This is a genomic window from Streptomyces sp. NPDC001380, assembly GCF_042895785.1.
In the GTDB taxonomy this organism is placed as follows: domain Bacteria; phylum Actinomycetota; class Actinomycetes; order Streptomycetales; family Streptomycetaceae; genus Peterkaempfera.
On sequence record NZ_JBIAWP010000017.1, the window covers coordinates 53,046 to 77,663 of the forward strand.

23 protein-coding genes are annotated in these 24,618 nt (G+C 76.1%); 19 read left to right on the forward strand and 4 right to left on the reverse strand.

Translation table 11 applies throughout. From position 1 onward, the window contains the following. Positions 1–244 precede the first annotated feature (244 nt). From ACFY07_RS20660 to thiD, 3 genes are all read left to right on the forward strand, one after another. Complete coding sequence (locus tag ACFY07_RS20660) at positions 245–1,207, forward strand: thiamine-phosphate kinase (RefSeq protein WP_390870413.1); 963 nt, start codon at positions 245–247, stop codon at positions 1,205–1,207. A 225-nt stretch (positions 1,208–1,432) separates the two neighbouring features. Next, positions 1,433–2,458 (forward strand): ATP-dependent 6-phosphofructokinase, encoded by a 1,026-nt coding sequence (locus ACFY07_RS20665; RefSeq protein ID WP_230655001.1) that lies wholly within the window; start codon positions 1,433–1,435, stop codon positions 2,456–2,458. A 133-nt stretch (positions 2,459–2,591) separates the two neighbouring features. Further along, positions 2,592–3,419 carry a bifunctional hydroxymethylpyrimidine kinase/phosphomethylpyrimidine kinase gene (gene thiD, locus ACFY07_RS20670; protein WP_390870415.1) on the forward strand — a complete coding sequence of 276 codons (828 nt, stop codon included), beginning with the start codon at positions 2,592–2,594 and terminating at the stop codon, positions 3,417–3,419. A 115-nt stretch (positions 3,420–3,534) separates the two neighbouring features. On the opposite strand, the gene ACFY07_RS20675 is transcribed toward thiD, so the two are convergent. After that, a complete protein-coding gene (locus ACFY07_RS20675; RefSeq protein WP_390870417.1) occupies positions 3,535–3,951 on the reverse strand; it encodes a hypothetical protein in 417 nt (138 codons plus the stop codon). A 498-nt stretch (positions 3,952–4,449) separates the two neighbouring features. On the opposite strand from ACFY07_RS20675, the gene ACFY07_RS20680 reads away from it, so the two are divergent. Then, complete coding sequence (locus tag ACFY07_RS20680) at positions 4,450–4,743, forward strand: hypothetical protein (protein WP_390870419.1); 294 nt, start codon at positions 4,450–4,452, stop codon at positions 4,741–4,743. Between the two features lie 160 nt (positions 4,744–4,903). Continuing rightward, positions 4,904–5,575: a hypothetical protein gene (locus ACFY07_RS20685; RefSeq protein ID WP_390870421.1), complete on the forward strand. Its 672-nt coding sequence runs from the start codon at positions 4,904–4,906 to the stop codon at positions 5,573–5,575. Between the two features lie 148 nt (positions 5,576–5,723). Here the strand turns inward: ACFY07_RS20685 and rpmB are convergent, their stop codons facing one another. Further along, positions 5,724–5,909: a 50S ribosomal protein L28 gene (rpmB, locus tag ACFY07_RS20690; protein WP_009714771.1), complete on the reverse strand. Its 186-nt coding sequence runs from the start codon at positions 5,907–5,909 to the stop codon at positions 5,724–5,726. 265 nt (positions 5,910–6,174) lie between these two features. On the opposite strand from rpmB, the gene ACFY07_RS20695 reads away from it, so the two are divergent. The 11 genes from ACFY07_RS20695 (at position 6,175) to ACFY07_RS20745 (ending at position 17,402) form a co-directional block, all read left to right on the forward strand. Then, positions 6,175–7,845 (forward strand): DAK2 domain-containing protein, encoded by a 1,671-nt coding sequence (locus tag ACFY07_RS20695; RefSeq protein WP_390870423.1) that lies wholly within the window; start codon positions 6,175–6,177, stop codon positions 7,843–7,845. Between the two features lie 126 nt (positions 7,846–7,971). Then, positions 7,972–10,215 (forward strand): ATP-dependent DNA helicase RecG, encoded by a 2,244-nt coding sequence (recG, locus tag ACFY07_RS20700; protein WP_390870525.1) that lies wholly within the window; start codon positions 7,972–7,974, stop codon positions 10,213–10,215. Positions 10,216–10,393: 178 nt separating this feature from the next. After that, positions 10,394–10,921: a hypothetical protein gene (locus ACFY07_RS20705; protein WP_390870425.1), complete on the forward strand. Its 528-nt coding sequence runs from the start codon at positions 10,394–10,396 to the stop codon at positions 10,919–10,921. Between the two features lie 192 nt (positions 10,922–11,113). Continuing rightward, complete coding sequence (rsmD, locus tag ACFY07_RS20710) at positions 11,114–11,737, forward strand: 16S rRNA (guanine(966)-N(2))-methyltransferase RsmD (RefSeq protein ID WP_390870427.1); 624 nt, start codon at positions 11,114–11,116, stop codon at positions 11,735–11,737. Positions 11,738–11,794: 57 nt separating this feature from the next. Further along, positions 11,795–12,286, forward strand: a complete 492-nt coding sequence (gene coaD / locus ACFY07_RS20715; protein ID WP_230655016.1) for a pantetheine-phosphate adenylyltransferase — start codon at positions 11,795–11,797, stop codon at positions 12,284–12,286. A 181-nt stretch (positions 12,287–12,467) separates the two neighbouring features. After that, on the forward strand, positions 12,468–13,712 hold the full coding sequence (locus ACFY07_RS20720; RefSeq protein ID WP_390870429.1) for an ATP synthase F0 subunit B: 1,245 nt from the start codon (positions 12,468–12,470) through the stop codon (positions 13,710–13,712). A 198-nt stretch (positions 13,713–13,910) separates the two neighbouring features. Next, positions 13,911–14,522 (forward strand): DUF177 domain-containing protein, encoded by a 612-nt coding sequence (locus ACFY07_RS20725; protein ID WP_230655020.1) that lies wholly within the window; start codon positions 13,911–13,913, stop codon positions 14,520–14,522. A gap of 2 nt (positions 14,523–14,524) precedes the next feature. Further along, the gene (gene rpmF, locus ACFY07_RS20730; protein WP_111492989.1) at positions 14,525–14,698 is read left to right on the forward strand and encodes a 50S ribosomal protein L32; all 174 of its coding nucleotides are present in this window, start codon (positions 14,525–14,527) and stop codon (positions 14,696–14,698) included. 20 nt (positions 14,699–14,718) lie between these two features. Beyond that, complete coding sequence (gene rnc / locus ACFY07_RS20735) at positions 14,719–15,525, forward strand: ribonuclease III (protein ID WP_390870431.1); 807 nt, start codon at positions 14,719–14,721, stop codon at positions 15,523–15,525. 29 nt (positions 15,526–15,554) lie between these two features. After that, positions 15,555–16,418, forward strand: a complete 864-nt coding sequence (gene mutM / locus ACFY07_RS20740) for a bifunctional DNA-formamidopyrimidine glycosylase/DNA-(apurinic or apyrimidinic site) lyase (RefSeq protein WP_390870433.1) — start codon at positions 15,555–15,557, stop codon at positions 16,416–16,418. 291 nt (positions 16,419–16,709) lie between these two features. Further along, positions 16,710–17,402 (forward strand): DsbA family protein, encoded by a 693-nt coding sequence (locus ACFY07_RS20745; RefSeq protein ID WP_390870435.1) that lies wholly within the window; start codon positions 16,710–16,712, stop codon positions 17,400–17,402. A 42-nt stretch (positions 17,403–17,444) separates the two neighbouring features. Here ACFY07_RS20745 and ACFY07_RS20750 read toward each other — a convergent pair whose 3' ends face one another. Further along, complete coding sequence (locus ACFY07_RS20750; RefSeq protein ID WP_390870437.1) at positions 17,445–18,335, reverse strand: CAP domain-containing protein; 891 nt, start codon at positions 18,333–18,335, stop codon at positions 17,445–17,447. A gap of 262 nt (positions 18,336–18,597) precedes the next feature. Here ACFY07_RS20750 and ACFY07_RS20755 point away from each other — a divergent pair, with 262 nt between their 5' ends. The 3 genes from ACFY07_RS20755 to smc all read left to right on the forward strand — a co-directional run bounded on the left by ACFY07_RS20755 (position 18,598) and on the right by smc (position 23,498). Then, positions 18,598–18,876, forward strand: coding sequence for an acylphosphatase (locus tag ACFY07_RS20755; protein WP_230655034.1), 279 nt, complete (start codon positions 18,598–18,600; stop codon positions 18,874–18,876). A 502-nt stretch (positions 18,877–19,378) separates the two neighbouring features. Then, a complete protein-coding gene (locus ACFY07_RS20760; protein WP_230655036.1) occupies positions 19,379–19,582 on the forward strand; it encodes a hypothetical protein in 204 nt (67 codons plus the stop codon). 211 nt (positions 19,583–19,793) lie between these two features. Further along, complete coding sequence (smc, locus tag ACFY07_RS20765; protein ID WP_390870439.1) at positions 19,794–23,498, forward strand: chromosome segregation protein SMC; 3,705 nt, start codon at positions 19,794–19,796, stop codon at positions 23,496–23,498. 7 nt (positions 23,499–23,505) lie between these two features. On the opposite strand, the gene ACFY07_RS20770 is transcribed toward smc, so the two are convergent. Continuing rightward, on the reverse strand, positions 23,506–24,555 hold the full coding sequence (locus ACFY07_RS20770) for a phosphatidylinositol-specific phospholipase C domain-containing protein (RefSeq protein ID WP_390870441.1): 1,050 nt from the start codon (positions 24,553–24,555) through the stop codon (positions 23,506–23,508). Between the last annotated feature and the right edge of the window lie 63 nt (positions 24,556–24,618).

The window sequence follows — 24,618 nt, forward strand, 5'->3', positions numbered from 1 at the left end:
GGGGGGACCTCCCGGCGGCTCGGTGTGGAGATCGTCTCGTCGTCCGATGTCACGCTACCGTGCGGCGCGCCCCCGCGGGGAGACCTGCGCGACCGTGCGGGACTACGCTCGCGCTGGGAGCCCGTGCCGCACGGGTCCGCCCGGCGCACGGGCGGTCCGCACCGCGGACGGCCCCCGCCCGGTCCGGCACACGGCCGGGCACACGATCCGGCGCACGCGTCCGGGGTCCAGGGAAGGACGGCACATGCAGGGCACCGTGGGCGAACTCGGCGAGTTCGGGCTCATCCGGGAGCTGACCGCCCGGCTGCCCCGCAACCGGGCCGTCGACCTCGGGCCGGGCGACGACGCCGCCGTGGTGCGGGCGCCCGACGGCCGCGTGGTCGCCACCACCGACGTCCTCCTGGAGGGGCGCCACTTCCGCCGCGACTGGTCCACCGCGTACGACGTGGGCCGCAAGTCCGCCGCCCAGAACCTCGCCGACGTGGCGGCCATGGGCGCGGTGCCCACCGCCCTGCTGCTCGGCCTGGTCGTGCCCGCCGACCTGCCCGCCACCTGGGCCACCGAGCTGATGGACGGGCTGCGCGACGAGTGCCGGGTGGCGGGGGCCGCGGTGGTCGGCGGGGACGTGGTGCGCGGCGACACCGTCATGCTCGCCATCACCGCCCTGGGCGACCTGCAGGGCCGCGCCCCCGTCACCCGCTCCGGCGCCCGGCCCGGCGACGTGGTCGCGGTCACCGGCTGGCTGGGCTGGTCGGCGGCCGGCTACACGGTGCTCTCCCGCGGCTTCCGCTCGCCGCGCGCCTTCGTGGAGGCCCACCGGCGCCCGGAGCCGCCCTACCACGCCGGCCCGGCCGCGGCCCAGCTCGGCGCCACCGCCATGATCGACGTCAGCGACGGCCTGGTCGCCGACCTCGGCCACGTGGCCGAGGCGAGCGGCGTCGACATCGACCTGCACGCCGCCGACCTGGACGTGCCGGCGCAGATGGCCGACATCGGGCAGGCGGTGGGGGTGGACCCGCTGGTCTGGGTGCTCTCGGGCGGCGAGGACCACGCCATCGTGGCGACCTTCCCGCCGGACACGCCGCTGCCCGCCCGCTGGCGGGTGGTGGGCGCGGTGTCCGCGGCCCGGCCCGGCCGGACCGGTGCGGTCACCGTCGACGGTGCGCCCTGGGACCGGGCCGGAGGCTGGGACCACTTCTCCGCCTGAGCCGCCTGAGCCGCCCGGGCCGCCTTGGCTGCCTGAGCTGCCTCGGCCGCCCTGGCTGCCCGGCGCCTCGGGACCGGCGGGTCCGGACCCGGACCCGCCGTCCCGCACGTCCCGCAGCCCCCGTCGGCGCGTCCGACCCCGCTCGGTCGTCTGTTTCGGGTATCTCTGGGGCGGTATGTCCGAAAACGGGCATTCCCGGACGGAGAGCGGGAGCTCTGGCGACGTATGCGCATCGGTGTCATGACCAGCGGTGGCGACTGCCCCGGCCTCAACGCGGTGATCCGCTCCGTGGTGCACCGCGCCGTCGACGTCCACGGCGACGAGGTCGTCGGCATCGAGGACGGCTACCTGGGGCTGATCGAGCAGCGGGCCAGGCCGATCGGCCACGACGACGTCACCGGGCTCCTCACCCTCGGCGGCACCGTCCTCGGCTCCTCCCGGGTGGAGCACCACCGCATCCGCCAGGCCGTCGCCGAGGCGCCGGCGCTGGCCGCCGGGCTCGGCATCGACGCCCTCATCGCCATCGGCGGCGACGGCACCTTCACCGCCGCCCGGATGTTCTGCGACGCGGGCCTGCCGGTGGTGGGGGTACCCAAGACCATCGACAACGACGTCAGCGCCACCGACGTCTCCTTCGGCTTCGACACCGCGGTGTCCGTCGCCACCGAGGCCGTCGACCGGCTGAAGACCACCGCCGAGTCCCACCAGCGGGTCATGGTGGTGGAGGTGATGGGCCGGGACGCCGGGTGGATCGCCCTGGAGGCGGGGATGGCGGGCGGCGCGCACGCCATCCTCATCCCGGAGAAGCCGTTCGACATCGAGGCGGTCTGCGTGATGGTCGAGGAGCGGTTCGCCCGCCGCAAGAAGTTCGCGATCGTGGTGGTCGCCGAGGGGGCCCGGCCCGCACCCGGCACGCTGCGCCTCGACCCGGGCACCGTCGACCAGTTCGGCCACCGCCGCCACGGCGGGATCGGCGCCCGCCTGGCCGTGGAGCTGGAGCACTGGGTGGGCAAGGAGGCCAAGCCGGTGATCCTCGGCCACACCCAGCGCGGCGGCACGCCCACCGCCCGGGACCGGGTGCTCGCCACCCGCTTCGGCTGGCACGCGGTGGAGGCCGTCCACAAGGGCGCCTTCGGCTGGTTCACCGCGCTGCGCGGCACCCAGGTCGAGCTCGCGCCGCTCGCCGACGCCATCGCCGAGTCCAACACGGTGCCGCTGTACCGGATCCTGGAGGCCGAGGCGGTGCTGTGACCCCGGCCGGGACCGGGGGCGCCCACCCCGCTCGCCCCGCCCGTCCCGCCCGTCCCGCCCGTCCCGCCCGTCCTGCCCGTCCTGCCCGTCCTGCCCGTCCCGCCCGCCCCGCGGCGGGCGGTAGGTTGGAGCCATGGCAGACAGTGCACACCCCGCCCCCGGCGCCGCCGCCCCGGCGCCGCCGAGGGTGCTGACCGTCGCCGGCTCCGACTCCGGCGGCGGCGCCGGGATCCAGGCCGACCTCAAGACGATGCTGGCGCTCGGCGTGCACGGCATGAGCGTGGTCACCGCGGTCACCGCCCAGAACTCCCTGGGCGTGCAGGGCTACTGGGAGCTGCCCGCCGAGGCCGTGCGGGCGCAGTTCCGCAGTGTCGTCGACGACATCGGCCTCCAGGCGGTGAAGACCGGCATGCTGGCCTCCGCCGTCCTCGCCGGGACCGTCTCCGACCTGCTCGCCGGCCTCGACGTGCCGGTCGTGGTGGACCCGGTGGGCGTCTCCAAGCACGGCGACGCCCTCCTCGCCGCCGACGCGGTCGCCACCGTGCGGGAGCGGCTGCTGCCCCTCGCCACCGTCGCCACCCCGAACCTGCACGAGGTCGCCCAGCTCACCGGCGTCCGCGTGGAGGACGAGTCCGGCATGCGCAAGGCCGCGGAGGCGGTGCTGGCGCTCGGGCCGCGCTGGGTCCTCGTCAAGGGCGGGCACCTGCCCGGCCGCGCCTCCGACCTGCTCTCCGACGGGGCGCAGGAGCACTGGTTCCACGCCGAGCGGTACGACAACCGGCACACCCACGGCACCGGCTGCACCCTGGCGAGCGCCGTCGCCGCGGAGCTCGCCAAGGGGCAGGACGTGCCCGGGGCGGTCGCGGCCGCCAAGGAGTACGTCACCGGCGCCATCCGGGCCGGCTTCCCCCTCGGCTCCGGCATCGGGCCGGTCGACCACGCCTGGCGGCAGCGCCGCTGACGGTCCTTCACCACCGGGGGGCCGTGGCCTGCGGTGCGCCGGCGGTCCGCGCCGGCCGCGGACCCGGGCGCCGGGGAGCCCCGCCGGAGAGTCCCGGCGGGGCCCGTGTCCGGCCTCAGGGCAGGTTGACGGTGACGGTGTCCCCGTCGTCCGTGCCGGTGGTGACCGCGACGTTCTTCTTGATGCTGTGCAGCGCCCCGCCGCCCGGCGGGTCGCACGTGGCCTGGAAGGACACCTTGACGTTGCTGTCCGCGAGCGTCAGCGTCAGCGGCCCGTAGGTGCCCTTGACGCCGCCCGTGCTGGTGACGTCGCCGCTGTCGGAGCCGAAGCCGGCGGACGTCACGCGGACCACGGTCGGCACCGACAGGTCTTTGAACTTCGCGCACGACACCGAGCCCTCGAAGTTCACGTCCCTGACCTGCGGGGCGGCGTGTGCGGCCGTCGTGGGGCCGACCACCAGGGCACCGGCCAGCAGGGGCGCCGCCCCCAGCAGGGCCTTCAGCCTCCGGGAGCGGGAAGAACGGAAGGACATCGCAGCCTCCAGGCAATTCGGGGATGGCGGGTCCGGTGCGTGTACCCGTGCCCCGGCCGGGGTTGAATTCCGTGCTGCTGGTCCGTGTCCGATTCCGTGCGGCCCGGCCGAGGAATGTGCCGCAGGCGGGGTGCGGCGTCCCGGACATTTCAATGACAACGCTAGTGAAGGCACCTCTGAGCTGGCAAGAGGGGCGTCCGGATTTTGCATTGCCGCACGGCGTTACTGCATGCGAGAAATCGTTTGAAAATTCCACATGATTCTCCCGGTCCGGTGTCCGGATTTTGGGCGGGGCGGTGTGCTCCCGTGTTCCGGAATGCGCGGCGGAGGCGTTCCGCCGCGGTCTTCGGCCGCCGCCCCCGCGCACCGCCCCGCCGGCCGCGGCCCTGGGCCGACCGGGTGTCGTTGCGCTTCGTCCGGCCCCTGCGCCTTGCCGCGGCCGCCTCCCTGCAGTGATGTGGGTACCGCGGGATGATCAGCGCGAGAGGAGGTGGCCGGGTGCCGGGCGACCGCGAGACCGCAGCCGAGCACGGTGAGGGCCCGGCGGGTTCCGGCACCGGGGACGGCCACCGGAGGCTGGAGCCGACGGTGACGCGCACCCGGCCCGTCCGCACCACGGTGGACCTGGACCCCACGCTGCACCGGCGGCTGAAGAGGTGGACCGCGGACGCCGCCGTGAAGCTCGACGTCGTCGACCTCCCGCTCGTCGAGGTCCTCCGCGCCCTGGTGCGCCGCGTGATCGTGGACGAGGACCTCGCCGCCGCCGTCCTGGACGACCTGCGCGCCCGGTGAGCGGGATCGACGCACGGGCGCCCCGCGCGGACGGGGCGGCCCCGGGCCGTGCACCGGAGGTGAACCCGAGGCATGGTCCGCGCGTACTCGGGGAAAGGCTCAGGAACAGGTGCGCGACCGGTCGTCCCTCCACGACCGCGGGGCATGCTCGGGAGGCGGCATGACGGCCGACGGGACAGCACAGCCGAACGGCGCCGCCGGGCGGCGCACACCCCGGTACGGCATGCCGCGCCGGGCGCTCCTGCTGCTGCTCCGGGCCTGCGGTGCGGACGGCAACCCGCTCTGCCGCCGCAACGACCGCCGACGGGCCCGGCTCCTGCTCGCCGCCGCCGCGCTCCTGCTGCTGGCGCCGCTCGCGGCCCTCCTCACCGGACAGGCCGTCCACCGGCACGGCCGCGACGCGGCGGCCGCCCGCTCCGCCCAGCAGCACCGCGTCACCGCCGTGACCCTGGCCGCGGCGGTGCCCGGGCAGGTGCGGGCGGGGCAGCGGCCGGACGTCCTGGTGGAGGCCCGCTGGGCCTACCCCCCGGGGCACGTCCGCACCGGGCGGCTCGCGGTGGCGCCCGGCACCGCGGCCGGCGCGAGGGTGCCGCTCCGGGTGGACGCCGCGGGGCGCCCGGTCCGGCCGCCGCGCAGCGCGGCCGACATCGACGCGGACGCCTGGTTCGCGGGCGTCGGCACGTTCGCCGTCCTGGCCGCCCTCACCGTGACCGGCACGGGGCTGGTCCGCAGGGCCCTGGACCGGCACGAGGCCCGGGCCTGGGCCCGGCGCTGGGCCGAGGTGGAGCCGGAGTGGTCCGGCCGCCGCCCGCACGGGATCGACGGCCGCTGACGCGCCCCGCACGGCACCGGCCGACGCGGTGCGCCGGGACCGCCCCCGCGGCGCGGGCCCCCGGCGCGGGGCCCCGGACATGCGGAAGGCCGGTCCACCCCGAGGGGTGGACCGGCCTTCCGGCGAACCGGGTGTACCGGCCTGCGCGTCAGCGCGAGACCTTGCCGGCCTTGATGCACGAGGTGCAGACGTTGAGCCGCTTCGGCGTCCGACCGACCACGGCACGCACCGTCTGGATGTTGGGGTTCCAACGACGGCGGGTGCGGCGGTGCGAGTGGGAGATGTTGTTGCCGAAGCCCGGCCCCTTGCCGCAGACGTCGCAGTTGGCAGCCACGGGAGTCACTCCAAAGACTTCAGATCAGATACGTTCCAAAACCCCGGAAGACCGCGGACCGTGGATGACGGGTACAGGGCCAAACCGAGAAGCGCCCGGACCGGCCGGGCAACCGGAGCAGCATACATCTGCCGCTCCCGTAGAACGAAACTACCACGACCCGGGCACCCGTCGGCGTCGAGCACCCGGCCGCCCCGGATAGCCTGCCTGCGGCGGGCCGCCGACCGGGGCCCGCGGACACGCGCCCGTGAGGTGAGGAGGCCCGGTGCCGGACACGCTCGACGCCCCCGCCGTGCGCACCTGGTGCCGGCTCGCGCTCGCCGCCCTGGGGCAGGCCCGCGAGGAGATCGACGCCCTCAACGTCTACCCCGTGCCCGACGGCGACACCGGCACCAACCTCTACCTCACGGTCGAGGCCGCCGCCGCGGCCGTCGACCCGCTGTTCGACCCCGTCGCCGGCACCGCCCCCGACCTCGCCGGCGCCATGCGGGCGATGTCCCGCGGCGCCCTGCTCGGCGCCCGCGGCAACTCCGGGGTGATCCTCGCCCAGCTGCTGCGCGGCATGGCCGAGGTGCTCGCCGACGGCGGCGACGCGGGCGACCACGCCTCCCTGCGCCGCGCGCTGCGCCGCGCCGCCGACGCCGGGTACGAGGCCGTCGCCCGGCCCGTCGAGGGCACCGTGCTGACCGTCGCCGCGGCCGCCGCCCGCGCCGCCCAGGAGTGCCCCGGCGGCCTGGTCGAGGTCGCCGAGGCCGCCCACGACGCCGCCCGCCTCGCCCTGGCCGCGACCCCCCGGCAGCTGGACGTCCTGGCCCGCGCCGGCGTGGTCGACGCCGGCGGCCGCGGTCTGGTCGCCGTGCTCGGAGCCCTCGCCGACGCCGTCGCCGACCACACCCCGATGGGCCCGCTGGCCCTGGGCCCCGGCCGCTCCCGGCAGCGCGAGGCCGCCGGGGCGGCCCCCGACTGCACCGGCGGGCCGGAGCCCGCGCCCTCCCGCAGCGCCCCGGCGTTCGAGGTGACCTACCTCCTCGACGCCCCCGACGACGCCCTCCCCGCCCTGCGCGCCCGCCTCGGCGGGCTCGGCGACTCCCTGGTCGTCGTCGGCGGCGACGGACTGTGGAACGTGCACGTCCACGTGGACGACGCCGGCGCCGCCGTCGAGGCCGGCGTGCTGGCCGGCCGGCCCCACCGCATCCGCATCACCCACTTCGGCGACGCCGCCCGCGCCCGCGCGGCCGCCGTGCCCCCCGAGCCCCGGGAGCACCCCGAGCCGTCCCGCCGGGCCGTCGTCAGCGTGGTGCACGGCACCGGCACCGCCCGGCTGTGCACCGAGGCCGGCGCCGCCGTCCTGCACGCCGACCCCGACCGGCCGCCGTCCAGCGCCGAACTGGCCGGCGCCGTCCGCGGCACCGGCGCCCGCGAGGCGGTCCTGCTGCTCAACGACCCCGAGCTGCGCGCGGTCGCCGGCGCCGCCGCCGACCAGCTGCGCGCCGAGGGCATACGGGTGGCCGTCATCCCCACCCGCTCCCCGGTCCAGGGCCTGGCGGCGCTCGCCGTCCACGAGCCCGGCCGCCGGTTCGACGAGGACGTGGTCTCCATGACCTCCGCCGCCGGCGCCACCCGGTACGCCGAACTCGCCGTCGCCGAGGGCGAGTCCTGGACGATGGCGGGCGTCTGCCAGGCTGGCGACGTCCTGGGACTGATCGACGGCGACGTGGCCGTCATAGGCGGCGACCTCGGCGGCACCGGGGAGGTCGTGCTCGACCGCATGCTCGCCGCGGGCGGCGAGCTGCTCACCCTGATCCTCGGCGAGGGCGTGCCGCAGCACCTCGCCGACCGGCTGGTCGCCCACGTCCGGCGGCAGCGCCCCGAGGTCGACACGGTGGTCTACGACGGCGGCCACGAGGCCGCGCCGCTGCTGGTCGGCCTGGAGTAGCGTCCCGCCGTCCGGGACGCGGCCGTCCGCTGTGCGACCGCCCGGGACGCGGCCGTCCGCGGCGTGACCGTCCGGGCACGACCGTCCGGGACACGACTGTCCGAGGCGTGAGGTGGAATGGAACCGATGTCACCGCTCGACGAACCCCTCCACAAGCTCGTCGGCGACCGCACCGCCAAGGTGCTCGCCGACAGCCTCCGGCTGCGCACCACCGGCGACCTCCTGCACCACGTCCCCCGGCGCTACGCCGAGCGGGGCGAGCTCACCAGCCTCGACGAGCTCGAGGTCGACGAGCACGTCACCGTGGTGGCCCGGGTGGAGAAGGTCACCCTCATCCCCTTCCGGCAGCGCCGCGGCAACCGGCTGGAGGTCGTCGTCACCGACGGCCGGGGCCGGCTGACGCTCACCTTCTTCAACCAGGCGTGGCGGGAGAAGGAGCTGCGCCCCGGCGCCCGCGGCATGTTCGCCGGCAAGGTCGGGGTCTTCCAGCGCACCCGGCAACTGGCCAACCCGGACTACCAGCTGTTGGACGCCGACGCGGAGTCCGGCGCCGCCGAGCGCTTCGCGGGCCGGCTCATCCCCGTCTACCCGGCCTCCGCCCAGGCGCCCAGCTGGAAGATCGCCCAGTGCGTGGAGGTCGCCCTGGACGGCCTGGCCGCCACCGGCTGGGAGGGCGTCGGGGACCCCCTCCCGCCCGCGCTGCGCGAGGACCGCGAGCTGCTGGCCCTCCCCGACGCGCTGGAGCGCATCCACCGCCCGCGCAGCCAGGCCGACGTGGCGATGGCCCGCTCCCGCCTCAAGTGGGACGAGGCCTTCGTCCTGCAGACCGCGCTGGCCCGCCGCCGCGCCGCCGACTCCGCCCTGCCCGCGGTCGCCCGCACCCCCCGCGACGGCGGCCTGCTCGACGCCTTCGACGCCAAGCTCCCCTTCACCCTCACCGAGGGCCAGCGGAAGGTCTCCGCCGAGATCTTCGCCGACCTCGCCCGCGAGCACCCCATGCACCGCCTCCTCCAGGGCGAGGTCGGCTCCGGGAAGACGATGGTGGGCCTGCGGGCCATGCTCGCCGTGGTCGACACCGGCGGCCAGGCGGCGATGCTGGCGCCCACCGAGGTGCTGGCGCAGCAGCACCACCGCTCCATCACCGCGATGATGGGCGACCTCGCCGAGGGCGGCATGCTCGGCGGCTCCGACGTCGGCACCAAGGTGGTGCTGCTGACCGGCTCCATGGGGACCGCCGCCCGCCGCCAGGCCCTGCTGGACCTGGTCACCGGCGAGGCCGGGATCGTGGTCGGCACCCACGCCCTGATCGAGGACAAGGTGCAGTTCCACGACCTGGGCCTGGTGGTCGTCGACGAGCAGCACCGCTTCGGCGTGGAGCAGCGCGACGCCCTGCGCTCCAAGGGGGCGCGGCCGCCGCACCTGCTGGTGATGACGGCCACCCCCATCCCGCGGACCGTCGCCATGACCGTCTTCGGCGACCTGGAGACCTCCGTCCTGGACCAGCTGCCCTCCGGCCGCTCCCCGATCTCCTCCCACGTCGTGCCCGCCCTGGAGAAGCCGCACTTCCTGGCCCGCGCCTGGGAGCGGGTTCGCGAGGAGGTCGGCAAGGGCCACCAGGCGTACGTGGTCTGCCCGCGGATCGGCGACGAGGAGCAGGAGGGCGGCGGGTCCGGGAAGGCCGCGAGGAAGTCCGCGAAGGCCGCCGGGGAGGACCTGGAGGACCTCGACGGCGGCGGCGCGGACGGCGAGGAGCGCCGCCCGCCGCTGGCGGTGCTCGACGTCGCCGAGCAGCTGCGCCGCGGCCCGCTGGCCGGGCTGCGGGTGGAGGTCCTGCACGGCAGGATGCAGCCCGACGCCAAGGACGACGTCATGCGCCGCTTCGCCGCCGGGGAGGCGGACGTGCTGGTCGCCACCACCGTGATCGAGGTCGGCGTGAACGTCCCCAACGCCACCGCGATGGTCGTCATGGACGCGGACCGCTTCGGCGTCTCGCAGCTCCACCAGCTGCGCGGCCGCGTCGGCCGCGGCAGCGCACCGGGCCTGTGCCTGCTGGTCAGCGACATGCCCGCGGCCACCGCCGCCCGCAGCCGGCTGGACGCGGTCGCCGCCACCCTGGACGGCTTCGAGCTCTCCCGGATCGACCTGGAGCAGCGCCGCGAGGGGGATGTGCTCGGCCAGGCCCAGTCCGGGGTGCGCTCCTCGCTCAAGGTCCTCTCGGTGCTCCAGGACGAGGACGTCATCGCCGCCGCCCGGGAGGAGGCCGTCCGGCTCGTCGCCGAGGACCCCGGCCTCGAGCGCCACCCGGAGCTGGCGGGGGCCCTGCAGAGCCTCCTCGACGAGGAGCGGGCCGAGTACCTGGAGAAGGGCTGAGTCCCGGAGGAGGGCCGGGGCCCGGAGGGCGGCCGGGCGGGGCGGGTGCGGGCGCCGTCCGCACCCGGCCCGTGCGGGGTCCGGCCTGGGCCGGTTGTCAGTGCCCGCTGCGACAATGGAGGTGTTCGGGAAGCACTCCTGCGAGTGCTCCGCCCGCGGACACCTGGGGGCACACCACATGGCATTCCGGCACCTCAACGAACTCCCGCTCGGCGACAAGGTCTTCCGCATCGAGCTCGCCAGCGACGACGACCGCGAAGTCACCCTCACCCTCACCGGCTGGCGGGAGGGCGAGTCCGCCAACCCGCTCGCCTCCGGCCGGCTCCGGCTGCCCGTCGAGGACGTCGCCTCGCTGCGCATCGCGCTCAACCGGGCCCTGCGCGCCCTGGCGATCGTCGCCGACGTCTCCGAGCCCATCCCCGACCGCGACGTCCTGCGCGAGCTCTACCCCGGCCACGGCGCCCCCTGGGTGCCCCAGCACGAGGAGGAGCTGGTCCGGCGCTTCCACGACGGCGAGACCGTCGCCCGCATAGCCGCCCGCTTCGGCCGCACCCCCGACTCCGTCCGCACCAAGCTGCGCGAGCTCGGCCACGACCCGCGCCGCCCCGAGTACTGCCCGCCCGACGGCTGCCTGTCCTGGTCGCGGTACGCCTCGCCCGGCCTGCTCGGCTCCCCCGAGCCGGCCACCGGGGCCGACGCCTCCTGACCCGTACCGGCCCGATCCCGGAGGCCCGGCCGGCACCGGCCGGGCCCCCACCGGCGTGACCCGGACCGGCCGGGGCGGGGGAGGCCCCGGACCGGCCGGTCCGGGCGCACCCGCCGGTCCGCCGGTCCTGCCGCCGCCGTATAGCGTGGAGGGAGCACCCCGCCCGTCCGCCCGTGAGGAAGCGCAAACCCGATGACCCGCGTGATCGCCGGAGCGGCCGGCGGCCGCCGCCTGGCCGTGCCGCCCGGCCAGGGGACCCGCCCCACCTCCGACCGGGCGAGGGAGGCCCTCTTCTCCACCTGGGAGTCGCTGCGCGGCACCCTGCACGGCGCCCGCGTGCTGGACCTGTACGGCGGCTCCGGCGCGGTCGGCCTGGAGGCGCTCTCCCGGGGCGCGGCCCACGCCCTGCTGGTGGAGGCCGACGCCCGGGCCGTGCGCACCATCCGGGAGAACGTCCGCGCCCTCGCCCTGCCCGGCGCCGAGGTGCGGGCCGGCAAGGCCGAGCGGGTGGCCGAGGGCGAGCCCCCGGCCGCCCCCTACGACCTCGTCTTCCTCGACCCCCCGTACGCCGTCACCGACGCCGCGCTGCGGGAGATCCTCCTCACACTCTCCGCCGGGGGGTGGCTCGCCGCCGATGCGCTCGCCACGGTGGAACGCAGCACCAGGGGCGGTGAGTTCGCCTGGCCGGACGGCTTCGAACCGCTCCGCTCCCGCCGCTACGGCGAGGGCACGCTCTGGTACGGTCGCGCCGCCGCTCCGGCCGGTGCCGCCATGCCGGGACAGGGACGTCCGGACCGGCCGGGAACGAACGGCTAGCAGAGTCGGCCCATCCTCACGGCAGAGCCGCCGGGGCCGGAGAGCGAGGATCACGTGTTGCGCCGCGCCGTCTGTCCGGGGTCCTTCGACCCCATCACCAACGGCCATCTCGACATCATCGAGCGGGCCTCCAAGCTGTACGACGTCGTCCACGTCGCCGTGCTGATCAACAAGTCCAAGCAGGGCCTGTTCACGGTCGAGGAGCGCATCCGGATGATCGAGGAGGTGACCGCCCCCTACGGCAACGTGGAGGTGGAGTCCCACCACGGCCTCCTGGTGGACTTCTGCCGCGACCGCGGCATCCCCGCGATCGTCAAGGGACTGCGGGCGGTCAGCGACTTCGACTACGAGCTGCAGATGGCCCAGATGAACCACGGGCTGTCCGGCGTGGAGACCCTCTTCGTGCCGACCTCGCCCACCTACAGCTTCCTCTCCTCCAGCCTGGTCAAGGAGGTCGCGGCCTACGGCGGCGACGTCGGCCACCTCGTGCCCGAGCCGGTGCTGCAGCGCCTGGTCAAGCGGATGGCGGAGCGCGCGGCCGAGCAGTGAGCCGGGCCGCGGCAGACGCCGGAGCGGCGGCCGGGGCCGCGCCCCGGCCGGTGCGGGCGGTTCCTGCCGGTCTGTCACCCCGCCTCCACCGCACCCGTTCCCCCGCACCCCGGCGGTGGCCGTAGAGTTTCAACCCCCCGCCCCGCCGCACCCCGGCGCACACGGAAAGACGTGAGCCACAGTGGACGTGCAGAACAAGCTCGACGACATCGTCGCGGCCGTCGAGAGCGCCCGTGCCATGCCGATGTCCGCCTCCTGCGTCGTCAACCGGTCCGAGCTGCTCGGCCTGCTGCACGAGCTCCGGGAGGCGCTGCCCTCGGAGATCTCCCGCGCGCAGGCCGTGATGGCCGACCACGAGCAGGTGGTCGCCGAGGCCCGCGCCGAGGCCGAGCGGATCATCCACGAGGCCCACGGCGAGCGGGGCTCGCTGGTCTCCGGCACCGAGGTGGTCCGCCTGTCCCAGACCGAGGCGGACCGCATCCTCACCGAGGCCCGCGCCGAGGCCGCGGAGCTGCGGCGGGAGGCCGACGACTACGTCGACAGCAAGCTCGCCAACTTCGAGGTCGTCCTCACCAAGACCCTCGGCGCGGTCGGCCGCGGCCGGCAGAAGCTGCGCCCGGAGGCCGACGCCTACGGGCAGGACGCCCTCGGCGCGCAGGGCGAGGACGGCGAGGAGTTCACGCCGCAGGCCTCGCCCAGCCCCGAGGTGGACGAGTACGTCGACGTGAAGCTCGCCACCCTGGAGACGGTGCTCAGCCGGACCCTGGAGGCCGTCGGACGCGGCCGCGACAAGCTGCTCGGCAAGCAGCCCATCGACGAGCTCGGCGCCTACCTGGCCGCCGCCGACCAGGCCCAGCAGGACAAGGACCGCGCGGCCGCCGTCGCCGCCGGGTTCGCGGCCGCCGAGGCGGAGGAGGCCGCGGTCCGCGGCACGGGCGGCGGCGAGATCGGCGAGGCGTGGTTCCGCGACCAGGCCGACGGCACCCCGCACGCCGACCCGCGGCACGGTGACCTCCAGCACACCGGCGGGCACCAGGACGGCGCGCAGCAGGGCTGGGGCGGCCAGGACGGCTGGCAGCAGCAGGACCCGTACGCGGCGGCCGCCCACGGCGGCGACCCCTACGGCGGCGGCTGGGCGCAGGGCGGCTCCGCGGAGGGCTACCCGCAGCAGTCGTGGCAGGGCCACGACCCCTACGGCGGCGGCTACGCCCAGGGCCACGACGGCTCCGGCTACCCGTCCCAGCCCGGCTACGCCCCGCAGGAGACGTACCCGGCGTACGGCTACCCCCAGCAGGTGTCGCAGCACGAGCTGCCCCCCGCGCAGTCCCCCCACCGCCAGGACGGCTCCGGCCTGGACGAGACCAGCTTCTTCGACACCAGCGTCATCGACGTGGCCCGGCTGAGGGAGCTCGGCGGCGGTCGCTGAGGCGCGAAGTTGGGGCTGGCCGGAGCGTCCGGTATCCTGACTGCTCCGGCCTGTTCGCGCCGGGGTTGTCGGCTGCCCGGGCCCCTCCGGGGGTGCGCCGCGGAGCCGCAGTCACATGAGCCGCATTGCGTCGCGCAGGGATGCGCACGCCGTAGGAAGCAGGACGTCCTGGACCGCCTCGACCACCGCGACCCCCTCGTGTTCGACACGCACGAGCTGGGCCGTCGTCCGGGCTCGATGCGCAGGGTGACCCGCACCGTCGAGGCTCCCGAGGACTTCGGCATCGACGTGATCGGCGTCCCCGCGAAGAGCCCGGTCGAGCTGGACCTCCGGCTGGAGTCGGTGGTGGAGGGCGTACTGGTCACCGGTACCGCCGCCGCCCGCATCACCGGGGAGTGCGTACGCTGTCTGGAGCCCGTCGAGGACGACCTCGAGGTGGACTTCCAGGAGCTGTACTCCTACCCGGAGGACGACCGCGCCGTGCGCGGCGCGTCCGCCGGGAGTGCGTCCGACGAGGACGACGAGGAAGAGACTTACCGCCTGGAGGGCGACCTGTTCGACCTCCGGCCGGTGCTGCGTGACGCGGTGGTGCTCGCACTGCCGCTGCAGCCGGTGTGCCAGGACGACTGCCTGGGTCTGTGCTCCGAGTGCGGGGCACGCCTGAGCGACGACCCGGACCACCACCACGATGCCGTCGACCCCCGGTGGGCGGCACTGCAGGGACTCTCCGCCGCCCCCGGCGACGAGGGTGACGGGAACGACGAGGACAGCAACGCCCGTGAGGGCGCTGCCGAGAACCAGGAGAAGTAGCCGTGGCTGTTCCGAAGCGGAAGATGTCGCGCAGCAACACGCGCCACCGCCGTTCGCAGTGGAAGGCTGCGGTCCCGGCCCTGGTGGCGTGCGACCGCTGCCACGAGCCGAAGCTCGCGCACATCGCGTGCCCGAGCTGCGGCACCTACAACCGCCGCCAGGTCCTGTCGGTCTGATCGGCGGGGTGCACGGATCGATGTCGGACGGAACCACGACCTCACGCCAGGCCGCCTCATCCGGGGCCCAGTCCGCGGACAAGGCGGCCGGGCGGCCGACCTCGACCACCAACGACGTCCTGGAAGGGCGGCTCGGGTACACACTCGAGCCCGCCCTTCTGGTACGCGCTCTCACCCACCGCTCGTTCGCGTACGAGAACGGCGGCCTCCCCACCAACGAGCGCCTGGAGTTCCTGGGCGACTCGGTGCTCGGCCTCGTGGTGACCGACACCCTCTACCGGATCCACCCGGACCTCCCCGAGGGTCAGCTCGCCAAGCTGCGCGCCGCGGTGGTCAACTCCCGCGCGCTGGCCGACGTCGGCCGCGGACTCGACCTCGGCGCCTTCATCCGGCTCGGCCGCGGCGAGGAGGGCACCGGCGGACGCGACAAGTCGTCGATCCTCGCCGACACCCTGGAGGCGCTCATCGGCGCCGTCTACCTCGACCAGGGCCTGGACGCCGCCTCCGAGCTGGTGCACCGCCTCTTCGACCCGCTGATCGAGGAGTCCTCCAACCTCGGCGCCGGCCTCGACTGGAAGACCTCGCTGCAGGAGCTCACCGCCACGGTGGGCATCGGCGTGCCCGAGTACCTGGTCACCGAGTCCGGCCCGGACCACGAGAAGACCTTCACCGCCACTGCCCGCGTCGGCGGCGAGGAGTACGGCTCCGGCACCGGCCGCTCCAAGAAGGAGGCCGAGCAGAAGGCCGCCCAGAGCGCCTGGCACGGCATCCGCGAGAAGCACGGCCTCGGAGCAGCGTCCGCCGACGGCGCCGCACCCGCCGTCTGACCGGACCGACCCGAGGACCGGACCGCCGCATGCCCGAACTGCCCGAGGTCGAGGTCGTCCGCCGCGGACTGGACCGCTGGGTCAGCGGCCGCACCGTCGCCGAGACCCAGGTCCTCCACCCCCGCGCCGTGCGCCGCCACACCGCGGGCGCGGAGGACTTCGCCGCCCGCCTGGCGGGACGCACCCTCGGCCCCGCCCACCGCCGCGGCAAGTACCTGTGGCTGCCCGTGGAGGACACCGGCTCCTCCCTGCTCGGGCACCTCGGCATGAGCGGCCAGCTGCTGGTCCAGCCGCCCGAGGCCCCCGACGAGACCCACCTGAGGGTCCGCGTGCGGTTCACCGACGGCGGCCGCGAGCTGCGCTTCGTCGACCAGCGCACCTTCGGCGGCCTCACCGTCCACCCGGCCGAGCCCGGCGACCCCGAGGCCACCCCGCTGGCCATCGCGCACATCGCCCGCGACCCGCTGGACCCCCGCTTCGACGACGGCGTCTTCCACACCGCCCTGCGCCGCCGCCGCACCACCGTCAAGCGTGCCCTGCTCGACCAGAGCCTCGTCAGCGGCGTCGGCAACATCTACGCCGACGAGGCCCTGTGGCGGGCCCGCCTCCACTACGAGCGGCCCACCGCCGGCCTCACCCGGCCGCAGACCGCCCTGCTGCTGCAGTCCGTTCGGGACGTCATGACGGCGGCCCTGGCCGCGGGCGGCACCAGCTTCGACAGCCTGTACGTCAACGTCAACGGCGAGAGCGGCTACTTCTCCCGCGACCTCGACGCCTACGGGCGCCGCGACGAGCCGTGCCGCCGCTGCGGCACCCCCATCCGCCGCGAGCCGTGGATGAACCGCTCCAGCTACTTCTGCCCCCGCTGCCAGCCCGCCCCCCGCACCGCCTGACGGTCTGTCACCCGCGTCGCCCGCACCCGCGGGCCGCATCCGCGACTCCCGGCTCCGGCCCTGCGGACGGCCGGTGGGGCGGGCCCTGCCGACGGCCGTGTCCGCGGCGGTCCGCGCCACTGCCCGGAGCGTGCAGGGCGCAGGTGCCGTCTGCCGAGTGCGCGCCTGCCGGACGGCACCGGGGGGCGCCCCGCCCTGCTCCCGCGCACTTCGCTAACGTGTGCGCGATCAGGGAGTCTGCTGGGGGAGGAGTCGCCGGTGAAGGTCCGGCCTGCACACACGACGGCCGCTGTGGCGGTGGTCGTCGCGCTGGGGGCGTTCCTGACGGGCTGCGACCCGTGGGGCGGCAAAGCGGCCGCGTACCGCGCCGGGTCCGCCTCCTCGACGAGGGCCGTCACGGCGCCGTTCGAGCGCGTCGAGGCCGACGGCGCGACGATCACGGTGGGTGCCCCCTTCGCGCCGCTCACCGTGCGCCTGTACGAGGACCCCCGCTGTCCCTACTGCGGGCAGTTCGAGCGGACGGGCGGCGGTCCCCAGCTGGCGGCCATGCTGAAGGACGGCAGGGTCAGGGTCCAGTACGTGATGGCGTCCTTCCTGGACGGCAGGCTGGGCGGCGAGGGCTCCCACCGGGCGGTCAACGCCCTGCGTGCCGCCGCGGAGCGCGGCAGGTTCGCCGAGTACCACGCCCTGTTGTACGCGCACCAGCCCGAGGAGTCCGAGGACGGCTTCACCGACGCCTACCTGCTGGAGCTCGCGGGGCAGGTCGACGGCCTGCGCAGTCCGTCGTTCGACGCGGAGGTGAAGGGCATGCGCCACCGCGGCTTCGTGGCCGCTGCGCAGGCGGCGTACGAGGAGGCCGGTGCCCCGGGCACGCCGACCATGGAGATCGCCGGGGCCCGGCTGCCGGACGCGGTCAGGGGTGCCCTGTACGACAGGGACACCTTCGCCCGGCTGATGAGGTTCGTCCAGAACCCCGGCGCCTGAGCGCCCCCGGCCCCGGACGTCCGCGCGGGGCCCGAGGCCGGCTCAGAAGCCGAAGTCCTGGGTCCACCAGGGGCCGCCGGCGCCCTCGTGGACGCCTATGCCGAGGCGCTTGTAGTCGCAGTTGAGGATGTTCGCCCGGTGGCCGGGGCTGTTCATCCAGGCGTCCATGACCTCCTCCGGCGTCTGCTGCCCGCGGGCGATGTTCTCGCCGCCGAGGTAGGAGATGCCCGCCGCGGCGGCGCGGTCCCAGGGGCTGCGGCCGTCGGGGTCGGTGTGGTCGAAGAAGCCGCGGGCGGCCATGTCGTCGCTGAAGTCCCGTGCCAGCTTGGCGAGGTGGGGGTCGGCGGCCACCGGGGAGCAGCCGGCCTTCGCGCGCTCCTGGTTGACGAGGGTGAGCACGGCGGAGGCCACGGCGGCCCGGCCGTCCGCGGACCTGCCGGTCGAGGCGGCCGTGGGGGCCGGGGCGGTGCCGGCGTCGGCCGTGGGCGCGGGTGTCGCGGTGGAGCCGGCGGCCGGGGCGTCGGCCGTGGGCGCCGCCACCGGCGAGGTGCTGGCGGAGGGCGCGGGGGAGGGGGCCGTGGGGGACGGCACCGGGCTCCGGTCCTGGTCCCGCCCGGCGGGCTCGGACGGACGGGGGGCCGGGAGGGCCGCGCCGGGGGCGGCCGCGCCGCCGGGTGCCCGGGTCGAGGTGGTGCCCGCGGCGCCCGCGGCCGTGCCGCCTCCGGTGCCGGTGCCGGGCTCGGCGACGGCGGTCTGCGCGGCGGGCGGCCCGCCCGCGACGGCGGCGGAGCCGGCCAGTGTGGAGGGCATGGGGACCAGGCCGCTGATCACCCCGCCCGCGCCGGCGGCGAGGGCGGTGCAGCAGACCGCGAGGACGGCCCGGGCCGGACCTGCGGCGGGGCCGGGCTCGCGTCCGCGGCGGCGGTGGGACACCGGTCCTGCGGGACGGGTCACCGCGGGTGCGGCGGCGGGCGCGGCATGGCGCCGGTGGCCCCCCCGGGCCCCTGCAGCGGGCTGCTGCGACTGCGGCTTGGACGTGCGCGCATGTCGGGACATGGCTGTTAGGAACCCTCCCGATCCCCCCGACCGGTGACAAGAACCGTGCTCTCACCCTTTCGGGTGATGGCAGGACTGTACAGGTATGACGGGTGGGGCCGGAGGGAACTCTCGGGGCGCCGCGCCGTAGGGTCGCCGCATGCACGAACACGTCCGGCTGACCGCATGGGTGCGCGGAAAGGTCCAGGAGGTCGGTTTCCGCTGGTGGACCCGGGCCCGGGCGCTGGAGATCGGCCTGGTCGGATACGCGGGCAACCTCTCCGACGGCCGGGTCCAGGTCGTGGCGGAGGGCGCGCGGGAGGAGTGCGAGCGCCTGCTCGTCCTGCTGCGCGGCGCCGGCACGCCGGGCCGGGTGGACGGGGTGACCGAGCTCTGGGGGGTGCCGCGCGCCGGGTACGAGGGGTTTGCGATCCGCTGAGCGCCCCTGGCGCGGCCCGCCGGGCCGCGCCGCCTGCCGGTGGTCCCGCCCCCGCCGGTGCGCCTGCCCCTGCCGGCGCCCCTGTAAGGGAGCGCAGCCGCCCGTGGGGCGGGCGGGGAGGACCGCCCGCGGGCGCCTGCCGGCCGTGCGGACGCGGACGGCTGCGTCCGCTGAGCGGCACCTGCCGTCGTCATGTGGTTGCACGGTCGGCCCGTGACGTGGTTGACTCCCCACCGAGCGGTGATCGTCCGGCCACGGGCCGTCGAAACCGCCCCCCTCGGCGTGGGTGTTCCGCCGTGCAGGTGGGCGCCGGGCGTTGCGCGCTGTGATCGTGTTGACCCGTACAGCGTTTGGTGAGACGCTGGAAACCCGCTCACCCGTACGTGTTTCCCCCGGCAGAGCTGTCACGGCAGACCTGCGAAGAGCGCGTGGCGGTGCGCACCCTTCCCCCTAGACCAGCACCTCACAAAGGTCGGTCACTCAGCGTGGAGGACCACTCATCATGGCAAAGGCGCTTCTCGGTTACGTCGGCGGTCCCGACCCGCGACTGCTCGCCGAGATGCGACGGCTCCAGCAGCGTGTCCAGGACCTGGAATCCGAGCTGAACCGGATGCAGGCCGAGAACGACGCCCTGGCTGCCGTCGCCGACGAGCAGAGGCTGCTCAGCAGCATCGACGTACCTCAGCGGGAGCCCGCCCTCACCTGATCGAACCCGATCAGGCGGCGGTGCCGCCGGGAATTGCAAGGGACGCCGGCCACCGGCGTCCCTTCGTCATTCCCCCCGTCTCCCCCGCAGCAGCTCCTGCTGCCGTCAAGATGCCCACCGGCGTCCCCCGCGAAACCGCGGGCGCCTCACCCCGCCCCGCCGTCCTCCCCCGTTACGCTCCTTGTGCGGTCCAGAGCAAGGAGAACGGCGCGTGCACCTCAAGAGCCTCACCCTGCGCGGCTTCAAGTCCTTCGCCTCCGCGACCACGCTCCGGTTCGAGCCCGGCATCACCTGCGTGGTGGGGCCGAACGGCTCCGGCAAGTCCAACGTCGTCGACGCGCTGTCCTGGGTGATGGGGGAGCAGGGCGCCAAGTCGCTGCGCGGCGGCAAGATGGAGGACGTCATCTTCGCCGGCACCGCCGGCCGCCCCCCGCTCGGCCGCGCCGAGGTCTCCCTCACCATCGACAACACCGACGGCGCCCTGCCCATCGACTACTCCGAGGTCACCATCACGCGGACGATGTTCCGCAACGGCGGCTCGGAGTACGCCCTCAACGGCGACACCTGCCGCCTCCTCGACATCCAGGAGCTCCTCTCCGACTCCGGCATCGGCCGCGAGATGCACGTCATCGTCGGCCAGGGCCAGCTGGACTCCGTCCTGCACGCCGACCCCGCCGGGCGCCGCGCCTTCATCGAGGAGGCCGCCGGCGTCCTCAAGCACCGCAAGCGCAAGGAGAAGGCGCTGCGGAAGCTCGACGCGATGCAGACCAACCTCAACCGGGTGCAGGACCTCGTCGCCGAGCTCCGCCGCCAGCTCAAGCCCCTCGGCCGCCAGGCGCAGATCGCCCGCCGCGCCGCCGTCATCCAGGCCGACCTGCGCGACGCCCGCCTGCGGCTGCTGGCCGACGACCTCGTCACCCTGCGCCACGCCGTCGAGGCGGAGATCGCCGACGAGATGGCGCTGCGGCTGCGCCGCTCCACCGTCGAGCAGGAGCTGGCGGGCGCCCGGCAGCGCGAGGCGGTGCTGGAGGCCCAGGTGCAGCAGCTCAGGCCGCGGCTGGAGCAGGCGCAGGAGACGTGGTTCCAGCTCTCCTCGCTCGCCGAGCGGGTGCGCGGCACCGTCGGCCTCGCCGACGCCCGGGTCCGGCATGCCGCGGCCCGGCCCGCCGAGGAGCGGCGCGGCCGCGACCCGGAGGACATGGAGCGGGAGGCCGCCCGCATCCGGGAGGAGGAGGCCGCGCTCGCGGAGGCGCTGGAGGAGGCGCAGGACGCCCTCGCCGAGGCCGTGGAGCAGCGCTCCGCGCTGGAGCGGGCACTGGCGGAGGAGGACCGGCGGCTCCGCGACGCCGCCCGCGCCCTCGCCGACCGCCGCGAGGGGCTGGCCAGGCTCCAGGGCCGGGTGGCCGCCGCCGCCTCCCGGGCGGCCGGGGCCGAGGCCGAGATCGGCCGCCTCGCGGCCGCCCGCGACGAGGCGGTGCTCCGGGCGGAGGCCGCCGCGGCCGAGGAGGAGCTGCTGCGGGAGCAGGTCGAGGGGCTGGACGCGGTCGACGAGCAGGCGGACGCCGACTGGGCGCGGGCGCGCCGCCGCCTCGCGGAGGCCGAGGAGGAGCAGGGGCGGGCCCGGGACGCCGTCACCGCCGCCGAACGGGAGCGCGCCGCCCTCACCGCCCGCCGCGACGCGCTCGCCCTGGGCCTGCGCCGCAAGGACGGCACCGGCGCGCTGCTGGCCGCCGGCGGTGAACTGGCCGGTGTCCTCGGCCCGGCCGCCGCCCTGCTCACCGTCGTCCCGGGGGCCGAGGCCGCCGTCGCCGCCGCGCTGGGCGCCGCCGCCGACGCGGTCGCCGTGGACGCGGTCCCCGCCGCCGCCGACGCGCTGCGGCTGCTCCGCAAGACCGACGCGGGCCGCGCCGCCCTGCTGGTCGCCGGTGCGCCCGACCCCGCCGTGCCGGACCCTGCCGCGCCGGACCCCGCCGCTCCGGCCGAAGCCGCCCTGCCCGAGGGCGCCCGCTGGGCCGCCGACCTGGTGGACGGTCCGGCGCGGCTGCTGCCCGCCGTCCGCGGCCTGCTGCACCGCACCGCCGTGGTCGACACCCTGGAGGACGCCGAGGCGCTGCTCGCCGACCGCCCCGGGCTGACCGCCGCCACCCGCGACGGCGACCTGCTCGGCGCGGGCTTCGCCCACGGCGGCTCCGCCGGCGCGCCGACCCTGCTGGAGACGCAGGCCGCCGTGGACGAGGCCGCCGCCGCCCTGGAGGAGCTGTCCGCCCGCACCGCCGGGCTGGCGGCCCGGGCCGAGGAGTCCGCCGCGCGCCGCCGCGCCCTCGCCGCCGAGGTCGAGGAGCTGACCGCGCGCCGCCGCAGCGCGGAGAAGGAGCGCTCCGCCGTGGTGCAGCAGCTCGGCCGCCTCGGCGGCCAGGCCCGCGCCGCCGCCGGCGAGGCGGAGCGCACGGCCGCCGCCGCCGCGAGGGCCGAGGCGGCACTGGAGCAGGCCGCCGCCGAGCACGCGGAGCTGTCCGAGCGCCTCGCCGCCGCCGAGGAGGCGCCCGCCGAGGACGAGCCCGACACCGCCGGGCGCGACCGGCTGGTCGAGGAGGCGTCCCGCGCCCGGCAGGCGGAGGTGGACGCCCGGCTCGCGGTCCGCACCCACGAGGAGCGGGTGCGGGGGCTGTCCGGCCGCGCCGACGCGCTGGACCGCGGCGCCCGCGCCGAGCGGGAGGCGCGGGCCCGGGCCGCCGCACAGCGCCGCCGGGCCGCGTACGAGGCGGAGGTCGCCGGGGCCGTCGCGCAGGGCGCCCGGCAGCTGCTCGCCTTCGTCGAGGCGTCCCTGCAGCGGGCGGCGCGGGAGCGCCGCGCCGTCGAGGAGGAGCGCGCCGCCCGGGAGGAGGAGCTGACGGGCGAGCGGGCGCGCGGCCGGGAGCTGAAGGAGGAGCTGGACCGCCTCACCGACTCCGTCCACCGCGACGAGGTGCTGCGGGCCGAGAAGCGGCTGCGCATCGAGCAGCTGGAGGCGCGGGCGCTGGAGGAGTTCGGCATCGAGGCGGCGGCGCTGCTCGGCGAGTACGGGCCGGACCGGCCGGTGCCCGCGCCGCCCCCGGCGGAGGGGGAGGAGCGGGCGGAGGACGACCCGGCGGGCCTGCCCCGCCCCTACGTCCGGACCGAGCAGGAGAAGCGGCTGCGGGCGGCCGAACGGGCCCACCAGCAGCTGGGCAAGGTCAACCCGCTGGCGCTGGAGGAGTTCGCGGCGCTGGAGGAGCGCCACCAGTTCCTCAGCGAGCAGCTGGACGACCTGAAGCGGACCCGCCGCGACCTGATGGACATCGTCCGGGACGTCGACGAGCGGGTGGAGCAGCTCTTCACCGCCGCATACCACGACACGGCGGCGCAGTTCGAGGGCGTCTTCGCCCGGCTCTTCCCCGGCGGCGAGGGCCGGCTGCTCCTCACCGACCCGGAGTCCATGCTCACCACCGGCGTCGAGGTGGAGGCCCGGCCGCCGGGGAAGAAGGTCAAGCGGCTCTCGCTGCTGTCGGGCGGCGAGCGGTCGCTGACGGCGGTGGCGCTGCTGGTCTCGATCTTCAAGGCGCGCCCCAGCCCCTTCTACGTCATGGACGAGGTGGAGGCGGCGCTGGACGAGACCAACCTGCGCCGGCTGATCGGGATCATGGAGGAGCTGCGGGAGTCCTCCCAGCTCATCGTGATCACCCACCAGAAGCTCACCATGGAGTCCGCCGACGCCCTCTACGGCGTCACCATGAAGGGCGACGGCATCTCCCAGGTGATCAGCCAGCGGCTGCGCGAGGAGCGCCGCGAGCGCCGCCCGCGCGCCCGCGCCGCGGCCGCGGCGCCCGGCCGGGGCGCACCCGCCGAGGGCGCCCCCGCCGGGGACGGCCCCGGCGTGCCGGCCCCTGCCGACGGCTGACGGCCGGTCAGCCGCGCGGCAGCACCAGGGACTGCACCTCCGGAAGGTGCCGCCAGTCGCTGGAGACGACGCTCGCATGGGCGGCGGCCAGCTGCTGCGTGCGGGCGCGGGCCTGCCCGGCGGCGGGGTCGGTGGCGCTGATGGCGGGGGAGACGTTCTGGGCGTCCGTCATCACCAGCAGGTAGTGGTTGCGGTCGTACCAGCCGGTGTCGGTGCCGGAGGCGTACGACGAGGCGTCGCCGTCGAAGACGGCGAACCACGGCCGGAGCGAGGCGTCGGAGTACTTCGTGCGGGGGTCGCCCGGGGCCGCGCCGTGCACGGCGGGGAAGACCTGCGCCTCGCCGATCCGGCCCGCGGCGGCCAGGTCGCGCAGGTGGCGGGCGTACTCGACGTCGGTGTGCAGGGTGTCGAAGGGGTTGGACTCCTCCACGGTGCCCGGGATGACGTCGACCAGCACCCGGCCGGCGAGCTGCGCGCGGGCGGGCCAGTTCCCGGCGCGGGCGGCCTCGTCCAGGGTCGCGTACGCGCCGCCGCCGGGCCGGGCGAGCAGGTCGGCGGGGCGGAGGACGGCGGGGCCGAGGTGGGCGGCGACCAGGGCGTCCAGCTGGGCGGGGCCCATGCCGCGGTTCGCGGCGAAGCCCTGCTTCAGCTCCAGCTTGACCAGCAGCGGGCCGCTGCCGGGGTGGGCGCCGAGCCAGACGCGGATGTCGTCCAGGCAGCTCTCCAGGTCCTTGTTCGCGCCGCCGGTGTAGAGGCGGTCGGGGGTGGCGGCGGCAACGCAGTTGTTCTTGTTCCCCAGGGGGTTGGAGTGGCTGACCTTCCACTCGTGGGTGACAGTGTCGGTCCAGGCGTCCAGTTCGACCATGCCGGTGCCGGTGTCCAGGGCCTGGGCGAGGAAGCCGAAGGCGGCGGGGTCGTAGGTGTTGTGCAGGCCGACCGTGGTGGCCGAGGCGAGGGGGAGGGTGCCGGTGTCGGCGGCGGAGGCCTGCCGGGCGGGCGCCAGGACGGCGGTCAGCGCCAGCAGCGCGGCGGCGGCGGACGTGCGGCGAAGGGTCAACGTGGCCTCCTCGGCGGGCGCCGCGCGGGCGGCGTGGGGCGGCGGTCCGGGCGGACCGCCGAC

Coding starts and splice junctions, on each gene's coding strand:
- ACFY07_RS20665 (WP_230655001.1), top strand. CDS start 1,433: ATGCGCATCGGTGTCATGACCAGCGGTGGCGACTGCCCCGGCCTCAAC.
- mutM (WP_390870433.1), top strand. CDS start 15,555: ATGCCCGAACTGCCCGAGGTCGAGGTCGTCCGCCGCGGACTGGACCGC.
- rnc (WP_390870431.1), top strand. CDS start 14,719: ATGTCGGACGGAACCACGACCTCACGCCAGGCCGCCTCATCCGGGGCC.
- ACFY07_RS20685 (WP_390870421.1), top strand. CDS start 4,904: ATGACGGCCGACGGGACAGCACAGCCGAACGGCGCCGCCGGGCGGCGC.
- recG (WP_390870525.1), top strand. CDS start 7,972: ATGTCACCGCTCGACGAACCCCTCCACAAGCTCGTCGGCGACCGCACC.
- thiD (WP_390870415.1), top strand. CDS start 2,592: ATGGCAGACAGTGCACACCCCGCCCCCGGCGCCGCCGCCCCGGCGCCG.
- ACFY07_RS20675 (WP_390870417.1), bottom strand. CDS start 3,951: ATGTCCTTCCGTTCTTCCCGCTCCCGGAGGCTGAAGGCCCTGCTGGGG.
- ACFY07_RS20705 (WP_390870425.1), top strand. CDS start 10,394: ATGGCATTCCGGCACCTCAACGAACTCCCGCTCGGCGACAAGGTCTTC.
- ACFY07_RS20760 (WP_230655036.1), top strand. CDS start 19,379: ATGGCAAAGGCGCTTCTCGGTTACGTCGGCGGTCCCGACCCGCGACTG.
- ACFY07_RS20755 (WP_230655034.1), top strand. CDS start 18,598: ATGCACGAACACGTCCGGCTGACCGCATGGGTGCGCGGAAAGGTCCAG.
- rsmD (WP_390870427.1), top strand. CDS start 11,114: ATGACCCGCGTGATCGCCGGAGCGGCCGGCGGCCGCCGCCTGGCCGTG.
- ACFY07_RS20660 (WP_390870413.1), top strand. CDS start 245: ATGCAGGGCACCGTGGGCGAACTCGGCGAGTTCGGGCTCATCCGGGAG.